Annotated in this window: 23 protein-coding genes; 12 read left to right on the top strand and 11 right to left on the bottom strand. The window is 27.8% G+C overall.

Features of this window, described 5'->3' with window-relative positions; all coding sequences use genetic code 11:
- Nucleotides 1-413: 413 nt before the first annotated feature.
- The 5 genes from CCANL266_RS02045 to CCANL266_RS02025 are packed head-to-tail and all read right to left on the bottom strand — an operon-like array spanning nt 414 to nt 5089.
- Nucleotides 414-1157 (bottom strand): TIGR02757 family protein, encoded by a 744-nt coding sequence (locus CCANL266_RS02045; RefSeq protein ID WP_172230632.1) that lies wholly within the window; start codon nt 1155-1157, stop codon nt 414-416.
- Nucleotides 1154-2137, bottom strand: a complete 984-nt coding sequence (locus CCANL266_RS02040; protein WP_172230629.1) for a glycoside hydrolase family 3 N-terminal domain-containing protein — start codon at nt 2135-2137, stop codon at nt 1154-1156. Before CCANL266_RS02040 ends, CCANL266_RS02045 begins: the two co-directional genes overlap by 4 nt.
- Nucleotides 2134-2991 (bottom strand): NAD(P)H-dependent glycerol-3-phosphate dehydrogenase, encoded by an 858-nt coding sequence (locus CCANL266_RS02035; protein WP_172230626.1) that lies wholly within the window; start codon nt 2989-2991, stop codon nt 2134-2136. The genes CCANL266_RS02040 and CCANL266_RS02035 overlap by 4 nt, the downstream gene beginning before the upstream one ends.
- The gene (gatB, locus tag CCANL266_RS02030; RefSeq protein WP_172230623.1) at nt 2991-4406 is read right to left on the bottom strand and encodes an Asp-tRNA(Asn)/Glu-tRNA(Gln) amidotransferase subunit GatB; all 1416 of its coding nucleotides are present in this window, start codon (nt 4404-4406) and stop codon (nt 2991-2993) included. Before gatB ends, CCANL266_RS02035 begins: the two co-directional genes overlap by 1 nt.
- The gene (locus CCANL266_RS02025; RefSeq protein WP_172230621.1) at nt 4406-5089 is read right to left on the bottom strand and encodes a F0F1 ATP synthase subunit A; all 684 of its coding nucleotides are present in this window, start codon (nt 5087-5089) and stop codon (nt 4406-4408) included. Before CCANL266_RS02025 ends, gatB begins: the two co-directional genes overlap by 1 nt.
- Before the next feature lie 135 nt (nt 5090-5224).
- Between CCANL266_RS02025 and CCANL266_RS02020 the strand changes: the two genes are divergently transcribed.
- From CCANL266_RS02020 to CCANL266_RS01985, 8 genes are all read left to right on the top strand, one after another.
- Nucleotides 5225-6259: a flagellar basal body P-ring protein FlgI gene (locus CCANL266_RS02020; RefSeq protein WP_172230618.1), complete on the top strand. Its 1035-nt coding sequence runs from the start codon at nt 5225-5227 to the stop codon at nt 6257-6259.
- Nucleotides 6260-6321: 62 nt separating this feature from the next.
- Nucleotides 6322-6597 (top strand): rod-binding protein, encoded by a 276-nt coding sequence (locus CCANL266_RS02015; RefSeq protein ID WP_396021578.1) that lies wholly within the window; start codon nt 6322-6324, stop codon nt 6595-6597.
- A gap of 53 nt (nt 6598-6650) precedes the next feature.
- The gene (locus CCANL266_RS02010; RefSeq protein ID WP_172230612.1) at nt 6651-6857 is read left to right on the top strand and encodes a flagellar biosynthesis anti-sigma factor FlgM; all 207 of its coding nucleotides are present in this window, start codon (nt 6651-6653) and stop codon (nt 6855-6857) included.
- Entirely contained in the window at nt 6854-7285 is a 432-nt protein-coding gene (locus tag CCANL266_RS02005) for a flagellar protein FlgN (RefSeq protein WP_172230609.1), read from the top strand. Before CCANL266_RS02010 ends, CCANL266_RS02005 begins: the two co-directional genes overlap by 4 nt.
- A 4-nt stretch (nt 7286-7289) precedes the next feature.
- Entirely contained in the window at nt 7290-8801 is a 1512-nt protein-coding gene (locus CCANL266_RS02000; RefSeq protein WP_172230606.1) for a phosphoethanolamine transferase, read from the top strand.
- The gene (locus tag CCANL266_RS01995; RefSeq protein ID WP_172230603.1) at nt 8798-9736 is read left to right on the top strand and encodes a tetratricopeptide repeat protein; all 939 of its coding nucleotides are present in this window, start codon (nt 8798-8800) and stop codon (nt 9734-9736) included. The genes CCANL266_RS02000 and CCANL266_RS01995 overlap by 4 nt, the downstream gene beginning before the upstream one ends.
- Complete coding sequence (locus CCANL266_RS01990; RefSeq protein WP_172230600.1) at nt 9733-10182, top strand: low molecular weight protein-tyrosine-phosphatase; 450 nt, start codon at nt 9733-9735, stop codon at nt 10180-10182. The genes CCANL266_RS01995 and CCANL266_RS01990 overlap by 4 nt, the downstream gene beginning before the upstream one ends.
- Nucleotides 10157-10666 carry a cysteine hydrolase family protein gene (locus tag CCANL266_RS01985; protein ID WP_172230597.1) on the top strand — a complete coding sequence of 170 codons (510 nt, stop codon included), beginning with the start codon at nt 10157-10159 and terminating at the stop codon, nt 10664-10666. Before CCANL266_RS01990 ends, CCANL266_RS01985 begins: the two co-directional genes overlap by 26 nt.
- A 105-nt stretch (nt 10667-10771) precedes the next feature.
- Here CCANL266_RS01985 and CCANL266_RS09525 read toward each other — a convergent pair whose 3' ends face one another.
- The 3 genes from CCANL266_RS09525 to CCANL266_RS01970 form a co-directional block, all read right to left on the bottom strand.
- Nucleotides 10772-10930 (bottom strand): hypothetical protein, encoded by a 159-nt coding sequence (locus CCANL266_RS09525; RefSeq protein WP_224315925.1) that lies wholly within the window; start codon nt 10928-10930, stop codon nt 10772-10774.
- A gap of 817 nt (nt 10931-11747) precedes the next feature.
- Nucleotides 11748-12899 carry a major outer membrane protein gene (locus CCANL266_RS01975; protein ID WP_172230594.1) on the bottom strand — a complete coding sequence of 384 codons (1152 nt, stop codon included), beginning with the start codon at nt 12897-12899 and terminating at the stop codon, nt 11748-11750.
- A 198-nt stretch (nt 12900-13097) separates the two neighbouring features.
- The gene (locus CCANL266_RS01970; protein ID WP_172230591.1) at nt 13098-13553 is read right to left on the bottom strand and encodes a Dps family protein; all 456 of its coding nucleotides are present in this window, start codon (nt 13551-13553) and stop codon (nt 13098-13100) included.
- A 150-nt stretch (nt 13554-13703) separates the two neighbouring features.
- Here CCANL266_RS01970 and CCANL266_RS09650 point away from each other — a divergent pair, with 150 nt between their 5' ends.
- Nucleotides 13704-14507 carry a J domain-containing protein gene (locus CCANL266_RS09650; protein WP_172230588.1) on the top strand — a complete coding sequence of 268 codons (804 nt, stop codon included), beginning with the start codon at nt 13704-13706 and terminating at the stop codon, nt 14505-14507.
- A gap of 138 nt (nt 14508-14645) precedes the next feature.
- On the top strand, nt 14646-15911 hold the full coding sequence (locus CCANL266_RS01960) for an SLC5/6 family protein (protein WP_172230585.1): 1266 nt from the start codon (nt 14646-14648) through the stop codon (nt 15909-15911).
- Nucleotides 15912-16883: 972 nt separating this feature from the next.
- Here CCANL266_RS01960 and flgE read toward each other — a convergent pair.
- Nucleotides 16884-19442, bottom strand: coding sequence for a flagellar hook protein FlgE (flgE, locus tag CCANL266_RS01955; RefSeq protein WP_172230582.1), 2559 nt, complete (start codon nt 19440-19442; stop codon nt 16884-16886).
- 325 nt (nt 19443-19767) lie between these two features.
- Between flgE and CCANL266_RS01950 the strand changes: the two genes are divergently transcribed.
- Nucleotides 19768-20223 (top strand): NapC/NirT family cytochrome c, encoded by a 456-nt coding sequence (locus CCANL266_RS01950; RefSeq protein ID WP_172230579.1) that lies wholly within the window; start codon nt 19768-19770, stop codon nt 20221-20223.
- An 11-nt stretch (nt 20224-20234) separates the two neighbouring features.
- Nucleotides 20235-21908, top strand: coding sequence for an ammonia-forming cytochrome c nitrite reductase subunit c552 (locus CCANL266_RS01945; RefSeq protein WP_172230576.1), 1674 nt, complete (start codon nt 20235-20237; stop codon nt 21906-21908).
- A gap of 714 nt (nt 21909-22622) precedes the next feature.
- On the opposite strand, the gene CCANL266_RS01940 is transcribed toward CCANL266_RS01945, so the two are convergent.
- Nucleotides 22623-24557, bottom strand: coding sequence for an ABC transporter permease (locus tag CCANL266_RS01940; RefSeq protein WP_172230573.1), 1935 nt, complete (start codon nt 24555-24557; stop codon nt 22623-22625).
- Complete coding sequence (locus CCANL266_RS01935) at nt 24535-25665, bottom strand: efflux RND transporter periplasmic adaptor subunit (RefSeq protein WP_172230570.1); 1131 nt, start codon at nt 25663-25665, stop codon at nt 24535-24537. Before CCANL266_RS01935 ends, CCANL266_RS01940 begins: the two co-directional genes overlap by 23 nt.
- Nucleotides 25666-25692 lie beyond the last annotated feature (27 nt).

The raw sequence follows: 25692 nt of genomic DNA, 5'->3' as shown, positions 1-25692 counted from the left end.
TTAAAGATAAAAAATTAATTATACTTTTTAAGCAAAGCCAAGCAATCTTAGCCAATAAAGTACTTTTATTTATATTCTAATAAGCTAATTTATAATCAAAAGTGCTTTAATCCAAGATTTGATAATTTATATCTTTTAAAGCTAGTTTATATTTTCACATAGATTTTATTACTTAGTCTTACAAGCAATCTTAAAGTTAGATAATATTTATTTAATTATTTATTTGAGTGCATATTCTTTAGTTGGCTTTTATTCTATCTTAAGATTTTTAAAAGATTATATTTTAAAATAGCTTTATATTAAAAACTTAATTTATTTTACAAAATAATTACTAATTTTTTAGCTTTAATTCTTGCACAAAATAATATAAATGCTAAAAATAAAGCTAATAATATGCTTAACTTTATATTATTTTACAATAAATGATAATCTTTTAATTGAGAAATTCTATAAAGTGCAAAATCATATTTTATAGGGTCGTTTTTATCAAATTCTTTTAGTTTTTTACTAAATTCTAGCATTGCTTTTTGATTTGCTTGTTTGCTTTTAATAAGCTGTAGCTTTAAGCCCATTTTATGAGTATGAGTATCAAGTGGAATTAATAAATCCTTAGTACTAATTTGATTAAAACAGCCAAAATCAAGCTCGTCTTTTCTAACCATCCAGCGAAAAAACATACAATATCTTTTATAAGCACTACTATTATTAATCTTTGAAAAATAAAAAGAATATCCATTAGAGTTATAATCATTTAAAGAATATATTTCTTTAATTAAATCAAAAATAACATAAAGTAAAACATTTTCTTTTTTATAATTTTTTTTATAAGAATTTTCACAAAATTCTTTTAAACAATGCTTGTTTTTAAAATTCTGCATAGTTAATAATATCTGTTTTATATCTTCTTTGTTTTGAAATCTATATACATAATCTACATTTGCTAAATCGTTCTTATCTAGCAAAGAAAAATCAAAAGAATTTAAAAATTTAACAATAGCCCTAGCATTACCATAAGCAAACAAGGCGCAAAGCAAAGCTATAATATAAAAATTCTTATCATTTTGATATTTTTTTGCTACTTGCAAAGGGTCAGGATGCTCGTTTAACGCATAAAAACTATTTTTTTCATTGGCTAATTTGTCTAATAGCTCTTTCATTTTATTTTGTCTTTTAAATTAATTATTCTAAGATAAGACTCCTCAAGTCTTTTTCTACTAATAAGCCCATCATCAACTGCCTTTGTAATTACTGAAACAACATAAGTAGCAGTATCTCCATATTTAATTTGCGGCATAGAAAAATATAAAACATCAACTCCAGCATTAATAGCCTTTATAATCCTATCTTTAAAATCTACCTCATCTAAGCTACCACCTAAAATATCATCACTTATGATTACCTTATTAAAAGATAAATCATTTCTTAAAATAGAAATTATTTTTTTAGAAAAAAGCGCTTGAGTATTATCAAAGTTTAAAAATTTTAAATGAGATAACTCTACAAAATCAATCAAATCAAGTTGAATAAAATCATAAAAAGGTTTTAAAGAATTTATATTGTAACTTTCTACAACAAAGTCTTTTGCAGCAAAATTACTTGGAAAATTAGCTACACTAACAAAAATATTATTTTGCTTTAAAGAATTTGCAAATTCTTGAGAATAAATAATTTGCTTATAAAAATCTTTGTTTAAGTTTAGATTTAAATCAACGCTAAGATACAAATTAAGACCTAGATTATTTAAAAATAAAGCTTGTTTTGTGTAAGCTAATCTTGATTGGTTTATATTTATCAATGGATTAAAATTAGGCATTTTTAAAATTGCAAAATCTTGTTTTTCTTCATTATTTTCTTCATAGGATAAAAATAAAGGATTAACTAAGGCGATATGTTTAAATCTATCTACTAATTTTTTTGCTTGCAAAAAATCTGTAAAATTATCTTTATTAAAAACCACTCCGCCAAGTCTTCCAAGCGAAGCTTCTTGACCTAGTTTTTTAACGCTATACTCATTTACCGCTTTGCCTTTTACTCCAATAAAAATCATTTGCCCTGCTAATCTTGCATTGCTAATACTTTCTAAATCATAAGAAAATAAAGAATAAATTGTAACTAATAATAAAAATATTTTTTTCATTTTCTAAGTAAATCTTGTATGCTTTCTTTTATATTTTTGCCATTTAAAATATTAGTAATTTCATTAGCAATAGGACAATAAATATTGTTTTTAGCAGATAATTTGCTAATAAATTTAGCTGTATTAATGCCTTCTACAACTTCTTTTAGTTCATCTTTTATATCGCTTAAACTTTTATTATTAGCTAGTAAAAAACCAGCACGATAATTTCTTGAAAGTGTGCTACTTGCAGTTAAAAATAAATCCCCTGCCCCACTAAGACCTAAAAAGGTATTTTCTTTAGCTTGAAAAAATTCTCCAAACCTAGCCATTTCAATCAAACCTCTTGAAATCAAAGCTGCTCTTGCATTATTACCTAAATTTAAACCATCGCAAATTCCACTAGCTATAGCTAAAACATTTTTATACGAACCACAAATTTCAGCACCAATAACATCATCATTCGTATAAGTTTTAATATTATCAGGAAAAAAACTTGCAAATTCTTTTGCTACTTCTAAATTACTAGAACTAATTACCAAAGCTGTTGGTAAGTCTTGCATTACCTCACTAGCAAAAGATGGTCCGCTTAAAACACAAATATTACTAAAATAAGGACTAAAGATTTCATGCATAAATTTATCATCATAAAGTCCTTTTGTGGCTATTAAAACCTTTGTTTTATCATTGTTTTTTTTAAAGAATTTTTCTAAAATTTCGCTAGTTTTATCAGAACGCACAACAAAAATTAAATGTGTGCATTCTTCATTAAAAGCACTAAATTCTCTAGCACTATATAAGCTTACTTTATTATTTTTACCAATAGCATAGGCAATAGCTTGCCCCCATTTACCAGCACCTATGATAGCAATCATTAAAGTTTTGCCTTTAAAAGCTCATTAACCTTTGCAGGATTAAAAGCTCCTTTACCTTCTTTCATAACCTGACCTACAAAAAAGCCAAATAGCTTATCCTTACCAGCTTTATATTCTTCTACCTTATCTTTGTTTTGCTCAAGTACTTTAACAATAATTTCATTAATAGCACCATCATCGCTAACTTGTTTTAAACCTAAAGTCTCAATAGCCTTAGAAACTTCTACTTTATTTTCAAATAAATAAGCTAAAACATCTTTTGCTGCTTTATTTGATATTTCAGCACTTTCAATTGCCTTAATCAAATCAGCTAGTTGTTCTTTGCTTACTGGAGAATTCGTGATATTTAATTCTCCTTTTAAAAGTCCCATCAGCTCTACACTTAACCAAGTTGTAGCAAGTTTTGGATTACATTTATTATCAATCAAATATTCAAAAAATTGAGCCATTTCTAAAGAGCTAACTAAAACCTTTGCATCATCTTCTTTTATTGAATATTCTTGCATATACCTTTGTATTTTCTCATCGGCTAATTCAGGAATACTAACATTAAGCATCTCATCACTTGCGAAAACAGGTAATAAATCAGGGTCAGCAAAATAACGATATTCAGCTGCTTGTTCTTTACTTCTCATAGCTTTTGTAATTAATTTATTTGTATCAAATAATCTTGTTTCTTGCACTACTTCTTTTTCATAAGTACCATCTTTAAAAGCTGCTATTTGTCTATCTTTTTCATATTCAATTGCTTTTTGGATAAATTTAAATGAATTTAAGTTTTTAATTTCAACTCTAGTGTAAAATTTTTCTTCTCCTTTTGGGCGAATAGAAATATTTACATCACAGCGAAAAGAACCTTCTTGCATATTTGCATCAGATATATTTAAAAAGCGAATAATAGAGTGTAACTTCTTAAGGTAAGCAACAGCTTCATCGCTACTTCTAATATCAGGCTCACTAACAATTTCTAAAAGTGGAGTTCCTGCACGATTTAAATCTACTTTTGAATAATCATTTTCGTGAATATTTTTCCCTGCATCTTCTTCTAAATGCGCCCTTGTTATTCCTATTGTTTTTTTACCAAATTCCCCTTCAATTTCAAGGCTGCCATTTTCAACAATTGCAACATCAAATTGAGAAATTTGATAAGCCTTTGGTAAATCAGGATAAAAATAATTTTTACGATTAAAAATACTAACCTGATTTAACTTAGCCTTAATTGCCTTTCCAAAATAAATAGCCTTTTGTAAAGCTTCTTTATTTAAAACAGGTAAAGCACCAGGTAAAGCTAAACATACAGGGCAAGTATTAGCATTAGCACTATCTCCAAAGCTAGTTGCACAAGAGCAAAAAATCTTAGTGTTTGTGTTTAATTGAGTATGTACCTCAAGTCCTATGACTGTTTCAAATTCCATTAATGCTCCTCTTCTAGTGCAATAGCACCTGAAATATAAATACAAGCTAATAACATAAATACAAAGGTTTGTAAAAATGCCATAAATGTTAGTAGAAAATAAGGTGGAAGTGGTGCAATATAAGGCACTAAAGATAAAATAACTGCTAAGAATAAATCATCACCTTTAATATTACCAAAAAGACGAAAAGATAATGAAATTATACGAGAAATATGAGAAATAATTTCAATTATAAACATAAAAGGTGCAATTACTTTAACAGGTCCGCAAAAATGTGCAAAATATTTCACAAAACCTTGAGAGCGAATACCTTCATAATGATAATATAAACACACAATAAGAGCTAAAGATAATGTTAAATTTAAGCTAGCAGTAGGTGCTTCAAAACCAGGTATAATACCAATAAGATTACTAATTAAAATTATTAAACCAAGAGTTGCAATTAATGGTAAATATTTTTTTACCTTAGCCTTATCTTGAATATTTTCATTTAATAAATACATTACAAGCTCTAAAAACATTTCCATAATATTTTGCATACCACGAGGAACTAATTGCAGATTTCTTGTTGCCATAATTGCAATTAAAGTAATTATACAACACACTAAAACTAAATGCAGTAGATACCCTGTAGCTAAATTATGTGTAATAAAGTGCGTAAATAAAAATAAACTATCGTGCATAACTAACCTTTAAAAAGTAAAAATCTTAAAATAAAAGCCTACATTCTAACTTATTTTTGTTAAAAATTAATAAAAAATATGTAAAATCTTTGGAATAAGTTTTGCTTTATAATTCTTTAAACTTTAGGAGATTTTATGAAAAAAATAGCTGCTTTTTTTATTTTTTCACTTTTTTTAAATGCTACTTTATTAAAAGATGTTGCAAGTGTTGTAGGGGTTAGAGATAATGAATTAATTGGCTATGGACTTGTGGTTGGTCTTAACGGTACAGGAGATGGTAGTAGCAGTGAATTTACAATTCAAAGTATAGCAAATATGCTTGGTTCTATGAATGTTAAAATTAATCCTGAAGATATAAAAAGCAAAAATACAGCAGCTGTTATGATAAGTGCAAAAATACCAGCCTTTGCAAAAAGCGGAGATAAAATTGATGTAAATGTAGCTAGTTTAGGAGACGCTAAAAGCTTAAAAGGCGGTACCTTACTTTTAAGCGCATTAAAAGGCGTTGATGGAGAAATTTATGCTTTAGCACAAGGTGCTTTAAGTATGGATGCTAATGCAAAAGGTGCTAGTAATACAAGTGCAAATATAGTAAATGGTGCTAGTATTGAAAGAGAGGTAAGCTTTGATTTTAATTCACAAGAAAATCTTACTTTAAGTTTAAAAAATAATGACTTTTCTTTAGCAAGTAGAATTCAAAATATAATAAACGATAAATTTGATATGCAAATAGCCTTTGCTAAAGATTCAAAAAGTATATATTTACAAAGACCAGAAGAGCTTAGCACGGTTGATTTTTTAGCACAAATTTTAGCTTTAGATGTAGGTAAAATTGACACAAGTAAAAAAATAATAATAAATGAAAAAACAGGAACAATAATAAGCGGTATTGATGTTGAAGTAGAGCCTGTTTTAATTTCTCAAGGAAATATAACTATAAAAATAGAGCCTAAAATGCCTTATGAATTAAATGAAAATGAAATTGATTTAAAAGATGGTAGTGTAATAGATACTGCAACAAATCAATTAAGAATCACAAATGAAAAAATAACTCTTGCAAATATAGCAAGAGCATTAAATAAATTAGGCGTTAAACCAGATGATTTAATAACAATAATAAAAAATCTAAAAAAAGCAGGTGCAATAGATGCACAATTGGAGATAATATGAAAATTAATAATTTTAACAACACATATAATAGTACTCACAATATAAATCGTAATTTAGCAAATATGAGTGCAAAAAACGAATTTGATAACTTTTTAAATAAAGAAATCCAAGCTAAAAGTAATGAAGATAAATTATTAAAAGAACAAACTGATGAATATGAAGCTTTAATGATTAAAAGCGTACTTGATTTAAGTTTAAAAACATCAAATTCTCTTTTTGGAAAAGATGCAGGAGATGATATTTATAATTCTATGTATAATGACGCAATTAGTAAGTCTTTAAGCGGTGGTTTAGGAATTTCTAATATGCTTTATAATTTTTTAAAAGAAAGGGTTTAAAAAATTATTTTTTTACCGATATTGTTTGAAATATAATTTTTAAGGAAGATAAAATGATGATTAATACATCTTATGTAAATGCACAAAGCATAAACATTAATAATCAAAACAATAAAACTCAAAGTGTAAAAGATAATAACGAAAATAAATCTTCATCTTTAAGTCCAAAAGCTGCTCAAATAGCTGAAAAGATAGCAAATGGTGAATATAAATTAGATATGAAAAACTGTGCAAAAGCACTATTAGATGAGCTTGTATGATAGAAAATAAACTAAAATTAGCTAATTCATATTTATTAAAATTAATTGAGCTTACTCAAGAAGGTATTGATGATATAAAAAAAGCTAGAAAAGATAGACTAGATAAGCAAAATAAAGAAAAAAATGAATTAATAGCTAATTTTTTACAAGCTAAAAGCGAACTTGATGAGGCCTTGCTTGCTCTTGCAAACTCAAAGCCTGATGTAAGTTTGCAAGAATTATTAAGTGATGAAATAAATGATTTATTAAAACAATTAAGATTTAATTTAAACACTCTTAATGCAAAAAATAAAGAATTTGCAAAATACATAATAAGTGTAAAAGAATTTTACGATAATCTATTAGAAACAATGTTACAAGATAATATACAAATGAATGGATATGAAAGTAAATTCAAATCAGAACCAACTATAAAATTTAAAGTTTAAACTAATGAAAATCAGTGCTTTTTTATTTAACTTCTTACTAAGTTTATATTTATTTTGCATAAATGAAACAATGCTTGGCTTTATAATTAATAAAGTAGATGATAATTTAAGCATTTTTGCATTATTATTTATGTACTTTTTTCTTATTTTATCTGCGGTTAGTATCTTATGTGTATGTAAAATTTCTAGAATAATTTTTACAATAATTTTAACCTTGGCTGCAATTTCTAGCAATTATTTTATGAATAATTATTCAGTTGTAATTGATTTTGATATGCTAAATAATGTAATTTCTACTGATAGTAGAGAGATTAAAGACTTACTATCGTTTAAAATGTTTGCTTATTTTAGTGTAAATTTTATCTTTGTTATTATTTTTCTTTTTGCATTCAAAGTTAAAAAAAATACTTTTAGTGTTAAAATTTTAAATATAATTTTACCTTTAATCATTGTTTGTGTTATATTTTTCTTAAATTCTAGAGCAATTTTGCCTTTTTTAAGAGCAAATGACAATATAAGATATTATAATGTACCATTTTACCAAATTTATGCAGCATATAAGCTTGCAGATTTTAAACTACAATCATCAAAACCGCTAGAAAAAATAAGCGAAGATGCTCTAATAAAAGATGATGATAAAAGTAAAATTCTCATTCTAGTTGTAGGGGAAACTGCAAGATGGGCAAATTATTCTTTAGGCAAATATACAAAAAACGATACAAATTTTTATACAAAACAAGAAAGTCCATACTTTTTTAATAACTTTTATTCTTGCGGTACTGCAACTGCAACTTCTTTGCCTTGTATGTTTTCAATAAGCAAAAGAGAGGAATTTAGCAAAAAAGAAAGATATGAAAATGTTTTAAGTGTATTAAACCGTTTTATTGATGTGTATTGGTTTGATAATAATTCTGGCGGCTGCAAAGGTGTTTGTAATGGCTTAAAAGAGTTGCAACAAAGTCTTGATTATGATTATTGGCTAGTTGATAAAGCCAAAGAAAGCTTAAATAACAATAAAGCAAAAAATCTTTTAATAGTACTACATTTACAAGGTTCGCATGGACCAAGCTATTATCTTAGATATCCAAAAGAATTTGAAAAATTTACACCAACTTGCAAAACAAGTGATTTTGAAAAATGCAGCAAAGAAGAACTAATAAATACTTACGATAACACAATTTATTACACAGATTACATAATTTATCAATTAATACAACTTCTAAAAGAAAGCAAAGCTGATGTTAAAAGCTTATTTTATTTAAGCGACCACGGAGAAAGTTTAGGAGAAGCTGGTTTGTATTTACACGGTTTTCCATACTCTATTGCTCCTGATGAACAAAAACATATCCCTGCTTTATTATGGACAAATTATGATTATATAAATAAAGATAAGTTAAATTATTCTTTATCTCAAGATAATTTATTTTCATCTTTATTAGGATTTTTTAACATACAAACAAAAGATTATGAAGAAAATTATGATATATTTTCAAAAAATCTAGGGGAAAACGAATGAAAAAAATATTATTAATGTCTATTTTACTTACTTTTACTTTTGCTAATGTTGAGCTTTTTAATAGTGCAAAATACGATAAAGCCTACAAAGAATTTAAAAAAACTTGCTTAAAAAATGATGCTTTATCTTGCTATTATCTTGGTAAAATGAACGAAGATGGCTTAGGCACAAAGGCTTCTTATGAGTATGCTTTTAAATATTATAAACAAGCTTGTGATTTAAACAATAACGATGCTTGTGCAGCTCTTGGTAATTTATATTATTTGGGTTTAGGTACAAATAAAGATATAAAAAAAGCTGAAAAACTACTAAAAGATTCTTGTGATAAAAATAGCGATAGTGCTTGTTTAAACTATGCTTGGCTTTATAAAAACGAATATAATGAAATAAAAAGCGATGAATTAATAAAAGCTTGTAATAATAATTACGCAGCCGCTTGTAATGATTTAGCCTTATACACAAACAATATTCAAAGTATTGATTTTTCTGCACATTCTTGTGCTTTAGCTAATGAAGTAGGTTGTGCAAATTTACTTGAAGTAAAAAATTATATTGATAAATTAAATACTTTTATGAATAATTTTAATAAACAAAGTATTGAAGAATGCAATTTAAACAATATAAAAGCTTGTAAAGCTGCTGGAATGCTTGGTTTAGGAGATGAATATTTAAAAAAAGCTTGTGATTTAAATGATGCTGAAGCTTGTATAATGTTGGCAAATAATTTACAAGCAAAAAATGAACTAGATTTAGTTTTTGAATATAGTAAAAAAGCTTGTGATTTAAATGACGCTTACTCGTGTTCAAAACTAGCATATTTATATAAAAATGGCTTAAGTGCTGATAAAGAGTATGTAAAACAAGATAGCAAAAAAGCACAAAGTTATTTTAAAAGAGCTTGTTTTTTAGGCTTTAAAAAAGCGTGTGAATTATGAAAATAGCCTTTATTTGTTTAGGTAATATTTGCAGGTCACCGATGGCTGAATTTGTAATGAAAGATATGACAAATAAGCACATTATAAATTCTTTTGCTACAAGTGCATATCACATCGGCGAAGATATGCACAAAGGTACTAAAGAGCTTTTAATAAAAAACAATATAAAATGCGATAATTTTATTTGCAGGCAAATAAGTTTAGAAGATGTTAAATACCATGATATTATTTTTGCCTTAGATGATGAAATACTTAATACTCTTCAAAATAGATTTCAAGAACACAAAAATAAAATTCAAAGCTTTTGTACTTATTGTAATTTAGGTTATAAAAATGTGCCAGACCCTTGGTATAGCGGTAATTTTGAAGAAGTTTATATGATAATAAAGCATAGTTGCAAAAATATACTAAAGGCTATTGATGAAGAAAATATTAATTGTAATTGATATACAAAATGATTTTTTAGATGGTGCCTTAGCCTGTGATAAAGAAAAAAGCCTAATACAAGCAGCTAAGCAAAAAATTTTTTCTTTTGATGGGGAGGTAATCTATACTCAAGATACCCACTATGATGATTATTTAGACACAAATGAAGGTAAGCATTTGCCAATTACTCATTGTATTAAAAACTCAAAAGCTTGGCAAATCCCAAAAGAACTTTTAAAAGAAAATGCAAAAATATTTGAAAAGAATTCTTTTTGTAGCTTAGAACTTGCTAATTATTTAAAAAGCATAGAAAAAGAGATTTTAAGCATAGAAATAATAGGAATATGCACAGATATTTGCGTCTTAAGTAATGCTATTTTACTAAAAGCCTTTTTAAACAATACAGAAATTTATGTTCATAAAGAGCTAACAAGAGCAACTTCACTAAAAAACCACGAAGAAGCATTAAATATGCTAAGACAAAATCATATAAATATAATATAATAAAAATTAACCAAGATTTAGCAAGTAAAAAATGTTTTGTTTTTATATGAATTATTTATAATGATATCGTTCATACAAACCTATAAAATTCTATAAATAAAATTTCTATTGTATTCTTATTTCTATCTTGCTGGTTATAATTTGATTTATTGCTAAATAATCTTGCATTATAATAAAGCTCATAAGCGTAAATTCTAATTGAGCTAATTCTACTAATTTATTTGCAATACAGCAAGTTTTAAAGCTAGGATAAAATTTATCCAATCCATAAATTTCTTTTTTATGATATTTTGCTTTATACTCTAGTTATATATTAAATTCACAAAAACTTACATCACTTAAATATTTAGCTAATTTATGATTTTTTTCTTAAGTATTTATGTAGTTAAAATTTCTTATGATTACACTTGATAATTTATGTAAAATCAGCCCTAATATTTACAATTTTAGAGTGTAAGTTTATTAGACTTTTTAATATACTTCTGGTTTTTGCGTGTTATTTCTTACTTAGTTATCTAGCTCTTTTAGTAAAAAATCTATTTAGCTTATTTAAAGGCTTAGGTGTTTTTATCTATAAGTTTTTAGATAAACAATAAATTCTTTTATCCCTAAATTAATTCCTACTGATTGATTATTTCTAACAGTTATTTTATATGTTTTGTTGTATTTGTGAAATTTGCATTAAAAACAAAACTTAAAATCTATCTGCTTTTTGGCTAAATAGTAAGGGGGTAAATTTTTCCGACTTAAGATGTGTTTATAATACACTTGACATTTAGTTAATTCCAATTATAAGCAAGTTTAGCAAAATAGACGGTGATTATCTCTAAAACATCTTTGACAAGCTCTTCTTCAAATTTAATTTTCTTCGCCTTTATTTGTAATTTTCTACTTCTTTTGCTTAGCATATTACAAACTGAAATTAATATGATATTTTAAATACGCTATACTAGATTTTTATATTCAATACTTTATTTAGAATTAAAAGTAAAAATTAAATTATATTTTTGTGTGAATTAAAAAAGTTCTTTGAATAAATAATTGTTATATTAAAAAGCAAGGCTTTTAGCCTTGCATAAAATTAGAATGAGTATTTAGCTTCAAATCTAACTTTTGTTGCTTCAGTTTTTTCTCCGCCTTTTGGTTTTACATTAGCAAAAGCGTAGTAAGCTGAGAATTTTAATTTATCGCTATATTTGTAAGCTACTCTTGGAGTAATTTCAAATGCATCAGTTTTTGCACCTGCTTTATTTACTTGTCCAAATACTGCATCAAGTCCTACTCTTACATCATCAAATGAATAACCTAATGTTAAGAATTCATAAGAGTGTGAACCTGCTAAAGTTTCTGAATAAGAATCAATGATGATTTCACCAGCGTCAATAAATTGTCCTTTATCTTCAATAGCTGTGAAAGTTGTTTTATCTTTTTTACCAAAACCAATGTAACCTACGTTAGCATCAAAACCAGCTACATTAGCTCCAACATTTACTGCATAGAATAAACCGTTATCTACACCATGTTTTTCTTTAAGCTTACCTTTTAAGCTTGTTCCTGCTACTTGTACTTGAGCATTTAATCCTGCTAAATCTTCGCCACCATCAAATGCTAAATCTACAGCGTAGAATGTACCTTTTGCTGCTAAGTAAGCAGCCCATACTTGGTATGATACAGGATCAATACTACCAATAGCAGCTACACCATAAAGGTTTTTATTATTTACTACATTGTAAAGTGAAAAATCACCATCTTTATTGTAGTTATCAAACATATAAGCAGCTAAAGTTAAACCTTCAATGCTGTTATTTACTACTTTTAATCCTGTTCCTAGCAAGTCATCAGTCCAGATTGAACCAATTTCCATTCTACCTAGTGTGAATGTAGTTTCATAATTTGTGTATGCTAAATAAGCATCTCTTAAGTTAAAGCTTGCTTCATCATTTAAACCAGCTTTTGAACCATAAGATTTATCACCATTATTGTAATCAATAACTGCTACTGCTTTAAAATTGTCAGCGATTTCTGTGCTTACGCCAACTTTTGCTCTATATTTGTGAGCTGCACCTGAATTTTTTACATCACCTGTTTTATCATGTGTCATATCATATCTGTATCTTAAAAATCCTGATAAATCAACGTTTTTAATAGCATCATCTAAAGACACTGCTGCGTTTGCAAATGAAAATGAACCTGCTGCAACTACTGCTGCAAGAGATAATTTTACTAATTTCATTTTGTTCTCCTTGTCATAATTTAAAAATGTAGCTAAATACTATCAAAAGAAAACTTAAAGCAAACTTTATTTTACAAAAAAATAGATATTTTTAATGAAATTTTTTAAGAATTATTTAAAAAGAGTTTAAAATTAGTAAGAAAAGTTCTTACTAAGTGTAATTTGTATTACCCCTTCTTACAAAAAAGGGGTAAAAAATTATTTTTTAATATCGCAAGCTTGAACGCCTGTATTTTTTAACATCCATAAAGATTTTTCATATTCTGCGATTTTTTCTTGAGCATAAGCTGCTGTTGTTGTATCGCCTTCTTTTTCACTTGCTTCATTTAATGCTTTAAATTCTTTTAGCAAGTATTCATAATCAGCAATTAATAATGTAACTAATTCTACTGCGTCAAAGCAAGTTTTATCTGTTTTTGGAGCTTTTGCTAAATCCATTAAAGCCTTAGGACATACAAGGGCTTTAAAACCTAATTGTAATAATCTTTCTGCACAATCATCAAAAATATCTGCCATACTTTCATACGCACTTTGAGTATATGAGTGAAGTGCAAAAAATTGTAATCCTTTTACATTCCAGTGATAGTTATGGAATTTTAAAAAAAACGCATGAGCGTCTGCTTGTAATTGAAGTAGTTGTTTTTCTACTGACATTTTTTCTCCTTTAATTTTGAATTTCTTTTGCAAAATTATTATAAAACAAAATTACTAATAAATAATTTTATTAAATAATAAAAATTATTAGTTACGACTAAGAAAACTTTTATTAGTAGAATTTTAAATAATTTAAAAGAAGGAAAATTTATGTATATATTAATTGCTATAATTATTTTATTACTTTTTGCACCTAGAATTTTTAAATTCTTACTTGCTTTATTTCTTACCTTATTTGCATCTTTTTTAGGCATTTTTGGCGTTTTAGCAATTTGGCTTTTTAAAATGTTTAAAATGGATAATGTTTTAAATGAACAATATTTTAATTCCGCAAAACAATATTCAAATAACGGTATAAATCAACTAGAATACATAATAAGTTTATTAGCAAAACTAGCAAAACTTGATGGGGCTGTATCAAAAAATGAGGCTAATTTTGTAAGCGATTTGCTAAATAAAAATAGACTTAATGGAATTACAAGAGAGCATTTAAAAAGCGTTTTTAACAAGGCTAAAGAAAATCCGCAAAACTACGAAGAAGTAGCAAAGAATTTCATTGATGAATGCTTTTTGAGCGATTTTGCTAAGCAAAATATCATTCAAATGTTTTTTTATTTTATTAGTATTGATGGTTTAAGTGAAAATAAACTTAATGCTGTGCATAAAATTAGTATTATTTTTAATCAAGAATTTTTCTTTAAAAATATAAAAGATACAATATTTAATAAAAGAAATTCTTATACAAAAGAAAGTAATTTTGACCCTTATAAAGTGCTTGAGCTAAGCCCTAATGCAAGTGCTGATGAGATTAAAAAAGCTTATAGAAGATTAGCAAAAAAATACCATCCTGATATGCTAAATGTAGAAAATATGAGCAAAGAAGAATACGAAAAAAGCATAGAAAAATTTAGACAAATTAATCAGGCTTATGAAATGTTAAAAGATAAAAAATAAATCTTTTAACAAGCAAAAATTAATCTTTATATAAAGAAAAATTAATCAAAAATTATCTAAAAAATAGCCCTTAAGATAACTAAAAAATTAATTTTAAAATATTAAAATATAATTTTAATTTAATTTTAAGGAAGCTTTATGAAAGATGAGAAGAATAAAGTAAAATTAAGCACCACTGATTTTAAGTGGGTTTTATCATTATTTGGAACAGCTATTGGTGCGGGGGTGTTGTTTTTACCTATTAATGCTGGTTTAGACGGCTTAATACCTTTGCTTGTAATTTTACTGCTTGCCTATCCTATGACATATTTAGCACATAGAAATTTATGTAGATTTGTTTTAAGCAATCCTAATGCAAACAACGATATTACAATGGTAGCACAAGATTATTTTGGAAAATTTGGTGGTTTTTTAGTAACTGTGCTGTACTTTTTTGCAATTTTGCCTATTTTATTAGTTTATAGCGCTAATCTTACAACTACACTAATTGAGTTTTTAATAAATCAATTACATTTTGATGCTCAAAATATTCAAGCTATGCGTTTAGTTATTTCTTTTTTAATAGTTTTTATTTTAATGCTTGTATCGGTTTTAGGAGAAGATGTTATTACTAAGGTTATGAGCTTTTTAGTATTTCCATTTATAGCGATTTTAGTAATCATCGCTTTATTTTTAATACCACATTGGAATCTTGCTTTATTTTATAATGTAGATTTTTCTAGCGTTACAAATCCTAAATTTTATACAACATTATGGCTAGTAATTCCTATTATGGTTTTTGCATTTAATCATTCGCCTATAATTTCTTCTTTAGCTTGCCATTGCAAAAAAGAATACAACGAACTTGCAGAAGCAAAGGCTAAAAAGATAATTTCAGCTAGTGTTATTATGATGGTTGTTGTTGTAATGTTTTTTGTATTTTCTTGCGCACTTGCACTAAGCCCTGAAGATTTTCAAAACGCAAAAGCAAGTAATGTAAATATTTTAACCTATATTTCAAAAGTATATCCATCAGCTACTTTCTTAGCTTATGTTGCACCAATAGTTGCACTTGTTGCTATGAGTAAAAGCTTTTTAGGGCATTATTTAGGCTCTTGCGAAGGTTTAAATGGTATTTTATACAAGGCTAGTTCTGGTAAAATTCAAGGCAAACTAGCAAAAAGCATAACAGCAATTTTTACCTTTTTAATAAGCTGGTATGTAGCTTACAAAAACCCTAGCGTTATTGGCATTATTGAATCAATTGGCGGACCTATTTTAGCTATTTTATTATTTTTAATGCCTTTATTTTGCATTTATAAATTTGATGTGTTTAAAAAATATAGAAATAAGTCTTTTGATATTTTTATTTTAATAATGGGACTTGTTGCTATCTCTGCAGCAATTCACGGTTTATTAAATTAATATAAATAGCCCCGCTAAATGTGGGGTTATTTTAGCTACACTTTGCTACTTATATAAGTATTTTAATTAATCACATACTTTCGGCGCATAAATACAAGGGAGTATGTTATATTTTGCTAATAGCTTTAGCTTAAAAATAATAAAACTCGCCGTGTAGTTTTATATTTTCTTAAAATCTTTCAAAAATACGCTTAATTATTTTTTATCTTCTAAAATAAAAACATTCTTTTAAAAAATTTTTCTTATTTTTTTATCATAAGCAAATTTTATCATTAATTTAAATTATATTCCTTGAAAAAAGCAATCAACTTCCACAACTAAAGCTATTTGCAGCAATGAGTTTTAAATTCCTTTTAGTATTTTCACGCCCTATATCATATAAAAGTTAATAAACAATTAATTTAATATAAATTTAAATTTATTTTAAGGTAAAAAGTGCTAAAATCCTAGTGTCTTTTGCTGAAGCTAAAAGTGAAAAAAGTATTTTTTTACTTTGTTTTTTGGTAAGAAAGGCGGTATAAAATGTATGAATTAATCATTATTTTAGTATTGCTCATAGCTTTACTACAAACTTTAAAAAGTCTATAGCAAAGCAAATCTCAAAAAACTTAAAAAGTATTTTAAACTTGTATTGCTTAGTTTTAACTTAAGACTAAACTTTTTTAACCCAGAAAACTTGCATTTAACAAGTTTTTAAAATACTTCCACGCTTTAGTACAAAAAGCGTGGTTTTGGGTTATATGTTTTTAATTTCTTAAAATCTTTCAAAAATACGCTTAATTATTTTTTTATCTTCTAAAATAAAAACATTCTTTTAAAAATTTTTCTTATTTTTTTATCATAAGCAAGCTTTATCATTAATTTAAATTATATTCCTTTTACAACTAAGCTTAGTAAAGTTAAGTGATATTGTAAATTTAAGTAACTTTAAAGATACTTTTTCCCTTGTAAAGCTACAAGGGAAAGTAAAAATTATTGTTTTAATTGTAAAAGGGTGTTTAGCATTTGGTCGCTTGTTGTGATTGTTTTTGAGTTTGCTTGATAACCCCTTTGAACAACTATTAATTGAGTTAAAGAACGGCTTAAATCCACGTTAGACATTTCAAGGTTACTAGCTTGAATAGCACCACGACCACCCGTTGTAGCAGCACCAATTACTGGCTCTCCACTATTACTTGTTTGAGTAAATACATTACCGCCTTCTGCTTCTAAACCTTCATTATTTGTAAATGTAGCCATAGCAACTTGAGCTAAAGCAAAAGAACGACCATTTGTAAATGAACCAATTATAGTACCACTCTCATCAACTCTAAGACCGCTTAAATCTCCACCACTAAAACCATCTTGAGAAATACCACTTGTATTACTTTCTCTATCATAACTTGTAATTCCATCAAAATCATTTGGATTACCGAAATTAAAATCTATGTTTTGATTAGGGGTTGAGCCGTTATTTGCTGTAAAAGAAATAGAGCTAGGGCTATAACCTTGTAAAGAACCATCGGAATTAAATCTAATTGAACCTGTTAAAACATTTTTAGGACCTTCTCCACTTATATTTATCTCACAAGGTTCTGGCACTTGAATAACTATGCCCCATTCAGTACCCCCATCATCTGTATAACCGATTTTTGTAAAATCGTATTTGATTGAATGTTTTGTACCTAAAGAATCATAAATATCAATACTTGATGAATGAGCGCTTAAATATAATCCTTGAGTTTGGCGAGTACTTTCTCCGCTTGTTAAAGCACCTTGCATACCTTGCATTGTTTTCATAAATTTATCATTTTCGTTAATATTATTAGCAGGATTTGTAAGATTGCTAATGCTTAAATACATATTAAAATCGTCTTCGTTATCATTAGAATTTGCAGGTGTTGTTAATTCAGGTCTTGCCTCAATATACATAGCTTTTTGTGCATCAGTTAGCTCATTCCAAGCCACATTTGTTTGCTCTCCAAATTCTGGTGGTAAACCGTCTATATCAGGGTCTGCTTTTCTTCGTTCTTCCCATAATTTTTCTGCACGATTATAAATTGCTTCTGTACTCATATCAATTAAATCGCCATCATCTTCATTGAAAGCATCACCTTTTGGATTTTTAATTACAAATTCTCCCTTTGCATTTACTTCTACTTGCACTCCATCGTTTTTTGTGCCTTGTGTTGCCCAATTTGCGGTTGTAATTTGTCTTCCATCGTAATTTACATACAATCTTGCATCTTTTTGCATAGCCTCTCTTAAATCTTCTGTGGTTCTAAAAGCTCTTGCTGTGCTTGGATTTAGATTATGCTCGGTATTTACTGGGCTTGGGTCGTAGGTGTATTGATAAGCTGTGATTACTTCAATACTTTTATTGTTATCATTTTGACCATTTCCTTGTGCAGCACTATGGTCTATACCATTGTTGCTTAAAATACCTGTAGTATCAACAGCTCCATCAGCAGCCTTTACAATAATGTTTTTCATACTTGCTGTTGTGCCATCTTTGTTTGAATTTACTAAAACGATTTGATTACCATTTACTATATTTGCTTGAACCCCTGTTTTACTAGTTACTGCATTAATTGCTGCTGCTAATTCTCCAACCGTATTTACAGTAGCATTTGCTCTTGTGCCGTTAATTTCAATATTTAATGTAGCTGCAGTGTTGAATTTTCCATCATTATCAATAGTTGGCTGACCGTTTGGACCGTTACCTAAAGTTAAATTCTTTGTTTTTGCCTCAGCATAGCTAACCCAAATACCTTGACCCTTTCTAAGTCCAAAGCTTTCTCCTGCTTTATTAAATAAAACACCCATATCAACGCCACGCTCATTTAAGCGTAATTCTTTATTGCTATTTGTAATAAAAGAATTAACTGCTGTATCGTTTTCTTTATGCACACCTGCGTCTGATTTAATGCCATTACCATTTACATCAGTCCAATCGTGGTTGCTATCTAATTGGTAAATTGGTGTTTTTTTATCGCCAACACTATTACCTGAGTTTAAGTTAGCCTTAATTGAAACATAAGAAGTTGGGTTTGCAGGAGTTGTAAGACCTGGTTTAATAACTATATTTCTAATAGGACTTGTTGTATCTACTGCTCCTGTTAGCTCATCTCTTAACCAACCTTGAACTATGTAGCCATTATTATCAACAAAATTACCTTTTGCATCACGCACAAAGTCTCCACTTCTTGTATATTTATAAGTTTTACCACCATCAGGGCTAACTACAAAAAATCCATCTCCTTGAATAGCTAAGTCTGTTTGCTTATCGGTTGTTTGCAAAGAACCTTGTTTAAAGATTTTTGTAATTGAGTTAATTTGCGTTCCTAAACCAACTTGCATTGGGTTTTTACCGCCTAACTCTCCTTGTGGTGCTGTTGCTACCTTTTGTGTTTGAGAAATCAAATCACTAAAATTTGCTCTTGAATATTTAAAACCAACTGTATTAACATTTGCTATATTGTTACCTTCTGTATCCATTGCTATTTGGTGGGCTTGAATACCTGTAACGCCAGCCCAAAGTGATCTCATCATAATTTATCCTTTAACTAAAAGTTTAATATTTTCACTTTAAAGCAAAAGCCGTTCCAAATTTAAATTCAAATAGATTTTTTTAGATAAAATATATTTTTTGATAATTATTTTTTATTTTTATATAAGAAAATACTTCTAAAAAGAAAAATAATTACATAGTGTTAAAAAATATTAAAATTATCCTTTTTTATAAAATCCTTATTTTATAGTTTTTTAAATATAAATTACTTAAAACAAATTTAAAAAAAATAATTAATAACCATCAAGTATTTTTAAGGCTAAAAGTGTAGAATAAAAGCTTAATTTTTTTTTACAAGGTGTATAAATGAAAAAACCAATAAACAAACTTTTATTAGCCTGTTGTATTCTGTTCGGGATTGTTTTTGGTGGTGGAATTTATACTTTTATAATAGCTGATGGCTTTTTAATGATGACGCATAAACCAGAAGCCTGTGCAAAATGCCACATTATGACTGATGTATATGATTCTTGGCTTAAAGGTGATCATAGCTCTAATGCAGGTTGCGTAGATTGTCATTTACCTCAAAATGACTTTTTTGCCTATTGGACTAAAAAAGCTTATCACGGCTTAAAGCACGGCTATTATTTTACAGTAGGAGGTAATCCACCTAATTTAGAGCCAGCACAAATGACGCATGAAGATGTAAATAATAATTGTGCAACTTGTCACAAAGATTATGCACACAATGCGATTAATTTTAATGGCGAAAAACTTGACTGCTTACACTGTCATACAAGTGTAGGACATTTACACAATTAAGGAGATAGAATATGTCAAAATCAATTTATGTAGCTGCCTGTGTTATAGCTGCACTTGGTGGGGTTGGACTTTTTGCTCTAAATACAAATATTGCAGAGCATAAAGGCGAGAGTAAAACACAACCTTTAAAAACTTTTGCTCAAAGCGATGATGAGCCTGATTTTGCTTTATGGGGACGCAATTTCCCTGCACAACTTGATGGCTATTTGCAAATGAAAGATGAGTATATACAAACTCCATTTGGTGGTTCTTTACCATATAGTAAAATCATTCGCTGGCCTGCTGCTACGACATTTTGGAATGGTTATGCTTTTGCGGTTGATTATAGCAAACCAAGAACGCACTATTATTCACAAATAGACCAATTAGAAACAAAAAGAAATAACAAAGAATTCTTAAATTCTCACGGCTTACCTGCTTTTAAAGGACAGCCTGGTGCTTGTGTAAATTGCCACACTGGTTATTTAAAAGCTATTTATTCAAGCTCTAAATTACAAGGACTATTCTTAGATAATCCTGTAGAATCAAGTAAAAAAGCAATGGGATTTTTTGATGTTCAAGAAAACGGACAAATGATGAAAGAAGCTTGGACTAAGATGAATTCTATTCCATATTTTGATGTAATGGATAAGGTAAAAAGCGTTTATGGTGAAGGAATTCACGGCTCTCATATGGGTTCAACTTGTGCAGATTGCCATAACCCTGATGATATGAGCTTAAGAGTAACTCGCCCTGCTTTTGTTAATGCGATGGTTTTAAGAGGTTATGAAGCTGATGCAAAACACGGTATTAAAGGTAGCAGAAAAGAAATGAGAAATTATGTTTGTATGCAATGCCATGTTGAATACTATTTTGAAGGAAAAGATAGCGTTTTAACCTTCCCTTGGACTAAGTGGAAAAAAGATGAAGCCTTTAAGATTGAAAATTTTGATGAATATTATGATGAAAAATTTGCAAATGGCGAATTCCCTTATGATTTTATAAATAAAGACACTAAGGCTAAAATTATTAAAATGCAACACCCTGAGGCTGAAATGTACTCAAGCTCATTACACTATAGAAGTGGTGTAACTTGCGTTGATTGTCATATGCCTTACAAAAGATATGGGGCAAATAAGGTTACAAATCACAATATCTTAACTCCTTATGCTGATATAAATGCTTCTTGTAAAACTTGCCACCCACAAAGCGAACAAGTGTTAAAAGATAGAATTGCCTTTATTCAAAATCGCCACGCTTATGAATTAAGAAAATGTGAAAACAATCTTTTAGCTTTAATTGCTGATATTAAAACTGCTCGTGCTGAACTTGCAAAATTACCACAATTTGCAAACTTAGATGAAAAAGCAAGAGAAGAAGCAATTTCAAAAGCTTTAGATAAATCATTATACGCACATAGAAAAGCACAAATTCGCTGGGATGTTGCATTTAGTGAAAACTCTTATGGTTTTCATTCTCCGCAAGAATTTATGAGAATTATTTCTCAATGTAAAGAAATTGCAAGAGAAGGACAAAGCACTTTAGCTAACGAATTAGCTCCATTTAATGTAAAAATTACATTCACAAAAGAAGCTAAAATTCCTAATGCTCCTGCTAAGCTAGACCATCACTATCCAACTGCATCTTTACCAACTGATGAGATGAAAAAAGTTGATGAGAATATCAAAAATCTAAACTTCAAATAAAATACTACAATAGGCTAGGTTCTCCTAGCCTATATATTTCTAAATCAAAAACTATGAAAAAAAATGAAAAAGTAAATTACAATCTAAACAAAGAGGGTTTGGGGGATAAAAAATATTAGATTGTAATTTAACTACTTTAAAAGGTGTTTTGTCTAAAACATTACTTTATAATTTCTTATAAAGTAAGCCTGATATTTTATGTATTAAAATTAATATATAGTAAATTAATAAAAAATTATTCTTGTTAAAATCATATTTATTTGGTTAATATTAAAAATATTTATCATCTTTTAATCTTTATTTACAAGAGTATTTTAGTTTAATATCAATAAAAGTAAGCATTTTTATAGTTCTTATAAATATTTAAAAGTTTTATAATTATATTGTATATTTTTACACTAAGGCTAATTTTTTCATTACGCACTTTTTAGGCTAGGTGCTTTGTTGGGCTATGTATAAATAGCGTAATACTAAATAGGCTTAAAATATTTTACAAAATATTTGAGTTTTTAAGTGCTTTTATTCTTTGTGTTTTTAGCAAAATTTCTAATGTCTTTTAAGTACTGCTGGTAAAAATTATTTTATATTAGTATTTAGTTTTTTAGCAGCTAAAATAATTGTAAAAATAATTTATTATAAATTGATTTTGCAATAAGTACTAGTTGGCAAAAAGCCTACTTGCTAAAACAAATAGACTTTTGTGTTTAATTGTATTTATTCATCAGATAAAGCTTGTGCAGGAATTAATTTTGAAGCACTTTTTGCAGGAAAATATCCAAAAAACAAGCCAACAATAACAGAAGAAAAAAAGCCTAATAAAATAGCCTTATAATCTATCATCATATTAATATCAATAAAATTAAGATTGTTTATTGTAAAAATAATAGCTAAAGAAAATAATACTCCTAAAATAGCAGCAACCGAGCATAAAACAACTGCTTCTATTAAAAAGCCTGTACTAATGTACGATGGGCTTGCGCCTATGGCTAATTTAATACCTATTTCTTTTGTTCGTTCTTTAACAACAACAAGCATAATATTCATAACCCCAATTCCACCAACAATCATTGCAATAAAGGCAACACCAAATATTAATAAGCTTAGCTTTTGTGCTGTTTTTTCAATAGTCTTTTTAATGGCATCTAGGTTAAATGTTCTTATTGAATTCTCACCTTTTTTTACTTCTAAAACTTGTTTTAAATTACTTTCTGCAAAAGTACTATCTACTCCATCTTTTACAAGTACTATTATTTGTCTAATATCTCTTCTACCATCAAACTTTTTAGATAAGGTGTTGTTTGGTAGATATACTTTTATATCAAAATCTCTATCTTGGTTATCTTTTTTAATCACACCAATTACCTTTAAAGGTTTGCCTTTTAGATAAATTATCTTTCCTATAGGGTCTTCATTATTCTTAAAAAGAGTTTCTTTTACACTTTGAGATAAAACACAAATATTTTTAGCTTGTGCTTCTTCATCATCATTAAAAAATCTACCTTCAAGCATTTGTTTATTATTAATTTCTAAAAAATTTGCAAAGACCCCAGTAGCTCCAACATTAATTTCTTTATCTTTATAAGTAACATAAGCACCAGGAAAAGAACTTTCTATACCAACATCTTTTACATAATCAAGTTTTTTTATAAGCTCTAAATCGCTAAGCTTTAAATCCCTTAATCTTGCTGTGTTTCTATCTCCATCTCTTGCACCTTTATGTACTATAATTTGATTATTACCTAAAAAGCTTATCTCTGCTAAAACATCGGCTTTTCCGCCATTTCCTAAGGCTATTGTGCTAATTACTGAAGCAGTGGCTATTATTAAACCAAGCATAGTTAAAAATGAACGCATTTTATGGGTTATTAGATTATTTAAAGCAAGGCTTACATTTTGTAAGAAAAATGATGAACTTGCTATGAATTTATCTTTAAATGTACTTGGTTTTTCTTCTGTTTTTTTAAATTCTACTTTGCTTTTTTCTTTAAGAATTTCATCGCTAATTATATTTCCATCTTTCATTTTAATTACACGACTTGCATATTTACATAAAGTTTCATCGTGAGTAACTAAAATAACCCCAACGCCTTCTTTTTCGTTTAACTCTTTTAAAATTTCCATAAGTTTAATACCGTTTAAACTATCTAAGGCTCCTGTTGGTTCATCAGCTAAGATAAAAGATGCTTTATTAATCAATGCTCTTGCAACACTTACTCTTTGTTGCTGACCACCACTTAAATGTGCTGCTTTTTTATTAATATGCTCGGCTAATTCTAAATTATTTAACAATTCTTTAGCTCTTTTTATAGATTCTTCTTTATTTTTTTTAGCATATAAAGCACTTAAAATAACATTATCAAGCACGCTAGAACTTGGCATTAAATTGTATCTTTGAAAGATAAAACCAAAATTCATAGACCTAAAAGCTGATTTTTCTTCTTTATTTAATTTATATAAATTCTTATCTTTAAAATAATACTCTCCACTATTTGGCTCATCAATTAAACCTATCATATTAAGTAAGGTTGATTTGCCACTTCCACTTTTTCCAAGTAAAATTACAAATTCTCCTGCACTAATACTAAGATTTATATCTTTTAAAACCTGCGTGCTGCCATAAAATTTATTAACGCATTTTAACTTTATCATTGCTTGCACCTAAACTCTTGTTTAATAAAACAATTTCATCATCTTTATTTAATCCGCTTAAAATTTGTATATTAAAATCATCACTCAAACCTAATTTTACATAACTTTTTTTATATCCTTGCTCGCTTAAATCAGCTATATTTACATAATATCCACCCTTATCCTTGCTAAGGTAATTAATAGGTATTGTAAGTGCGTCTTTAATATCTTGAATAATTATAGTATTTTGCACATCCATACCTATTTTTAAGTCTTTATCATTGTAAGCATCAAATCTAGCATAATAATACACAGCTCCATCAGTGCTAGAATTTGCAACCACGGTTACATCTGCATCATCAACACTGCTTAAATAAGTACTTTTTTTTACCGCTCCATCACTTAAAGGTATGTATTCTACGACCTGCCCTGCTTTTAATTTTGCTACATCATTTTGTGGAATTTGCATTTTTACTTTTAATTCATCTAAATTTGCCATTTTAATCAGGGTTGGAGATGATGTTCTTGAGTTAATAGTTTGACCCAAAGACGCATAAACACTAATTACAACACCATCAATTGGTGCTTTTACCACAGTTAAATCAAGATTATTTTTATAACTTGCTATATTTGCTTTTGTTTGCTTGATTGATGCTTCTATACTGCTTAATTTTGCAATTGCAGCATAATAATTACTCTTTGCACTCAAATAGCTATCCTTTGAACTTGCACCTTTGTTATAAAGTGTTTCTTGAGAAGTAAATTTGTTTTTTGCTTCTTCTAAACTTACATTTGCTGAATTTTTTTCATCAAGCAAATTTACTAATTTGCTTTCTTCACTTGCTAATTGATTTTTTTCTGTTTCATCATCTAAAATCGCTATAATATCGCCTTTTTTTAACTTATCTCCTAGTTTTACTCTAAAATCCTTTATCTCTCCGTTTGCTAATGTTGCAACCTCAACCAAAGAATCAGTATAAACCTTGCCAACTGCTTCAACACTTATTTTTAAATCCTGTATGCTTGGCTTAATTTTAACCAATTCTTCTTTTTCTTCTTTTGAAAAAATAAAAAAACAAATAATAATCAATACTAAAACTACAAGCCCTAAAAACACCTTTTTAATCATAAAATTATCCTTAATTAAATATACTTT

Origin of the sequence: Campylobacter canadensis (assembly GCF_013177655.1) — a bacterium.
Classification (GTDB): Bacteria; Campylobacterota; Campylobacteria; order Campylobacterales; family Campylobacteraceae; genus Campylobacter_E; species Campylobacter_E canadensis.
Note: the sequence above shows the minus strand (reverse complement) of the source record. Positions and strands in the feature narration are given on the sequence as shown.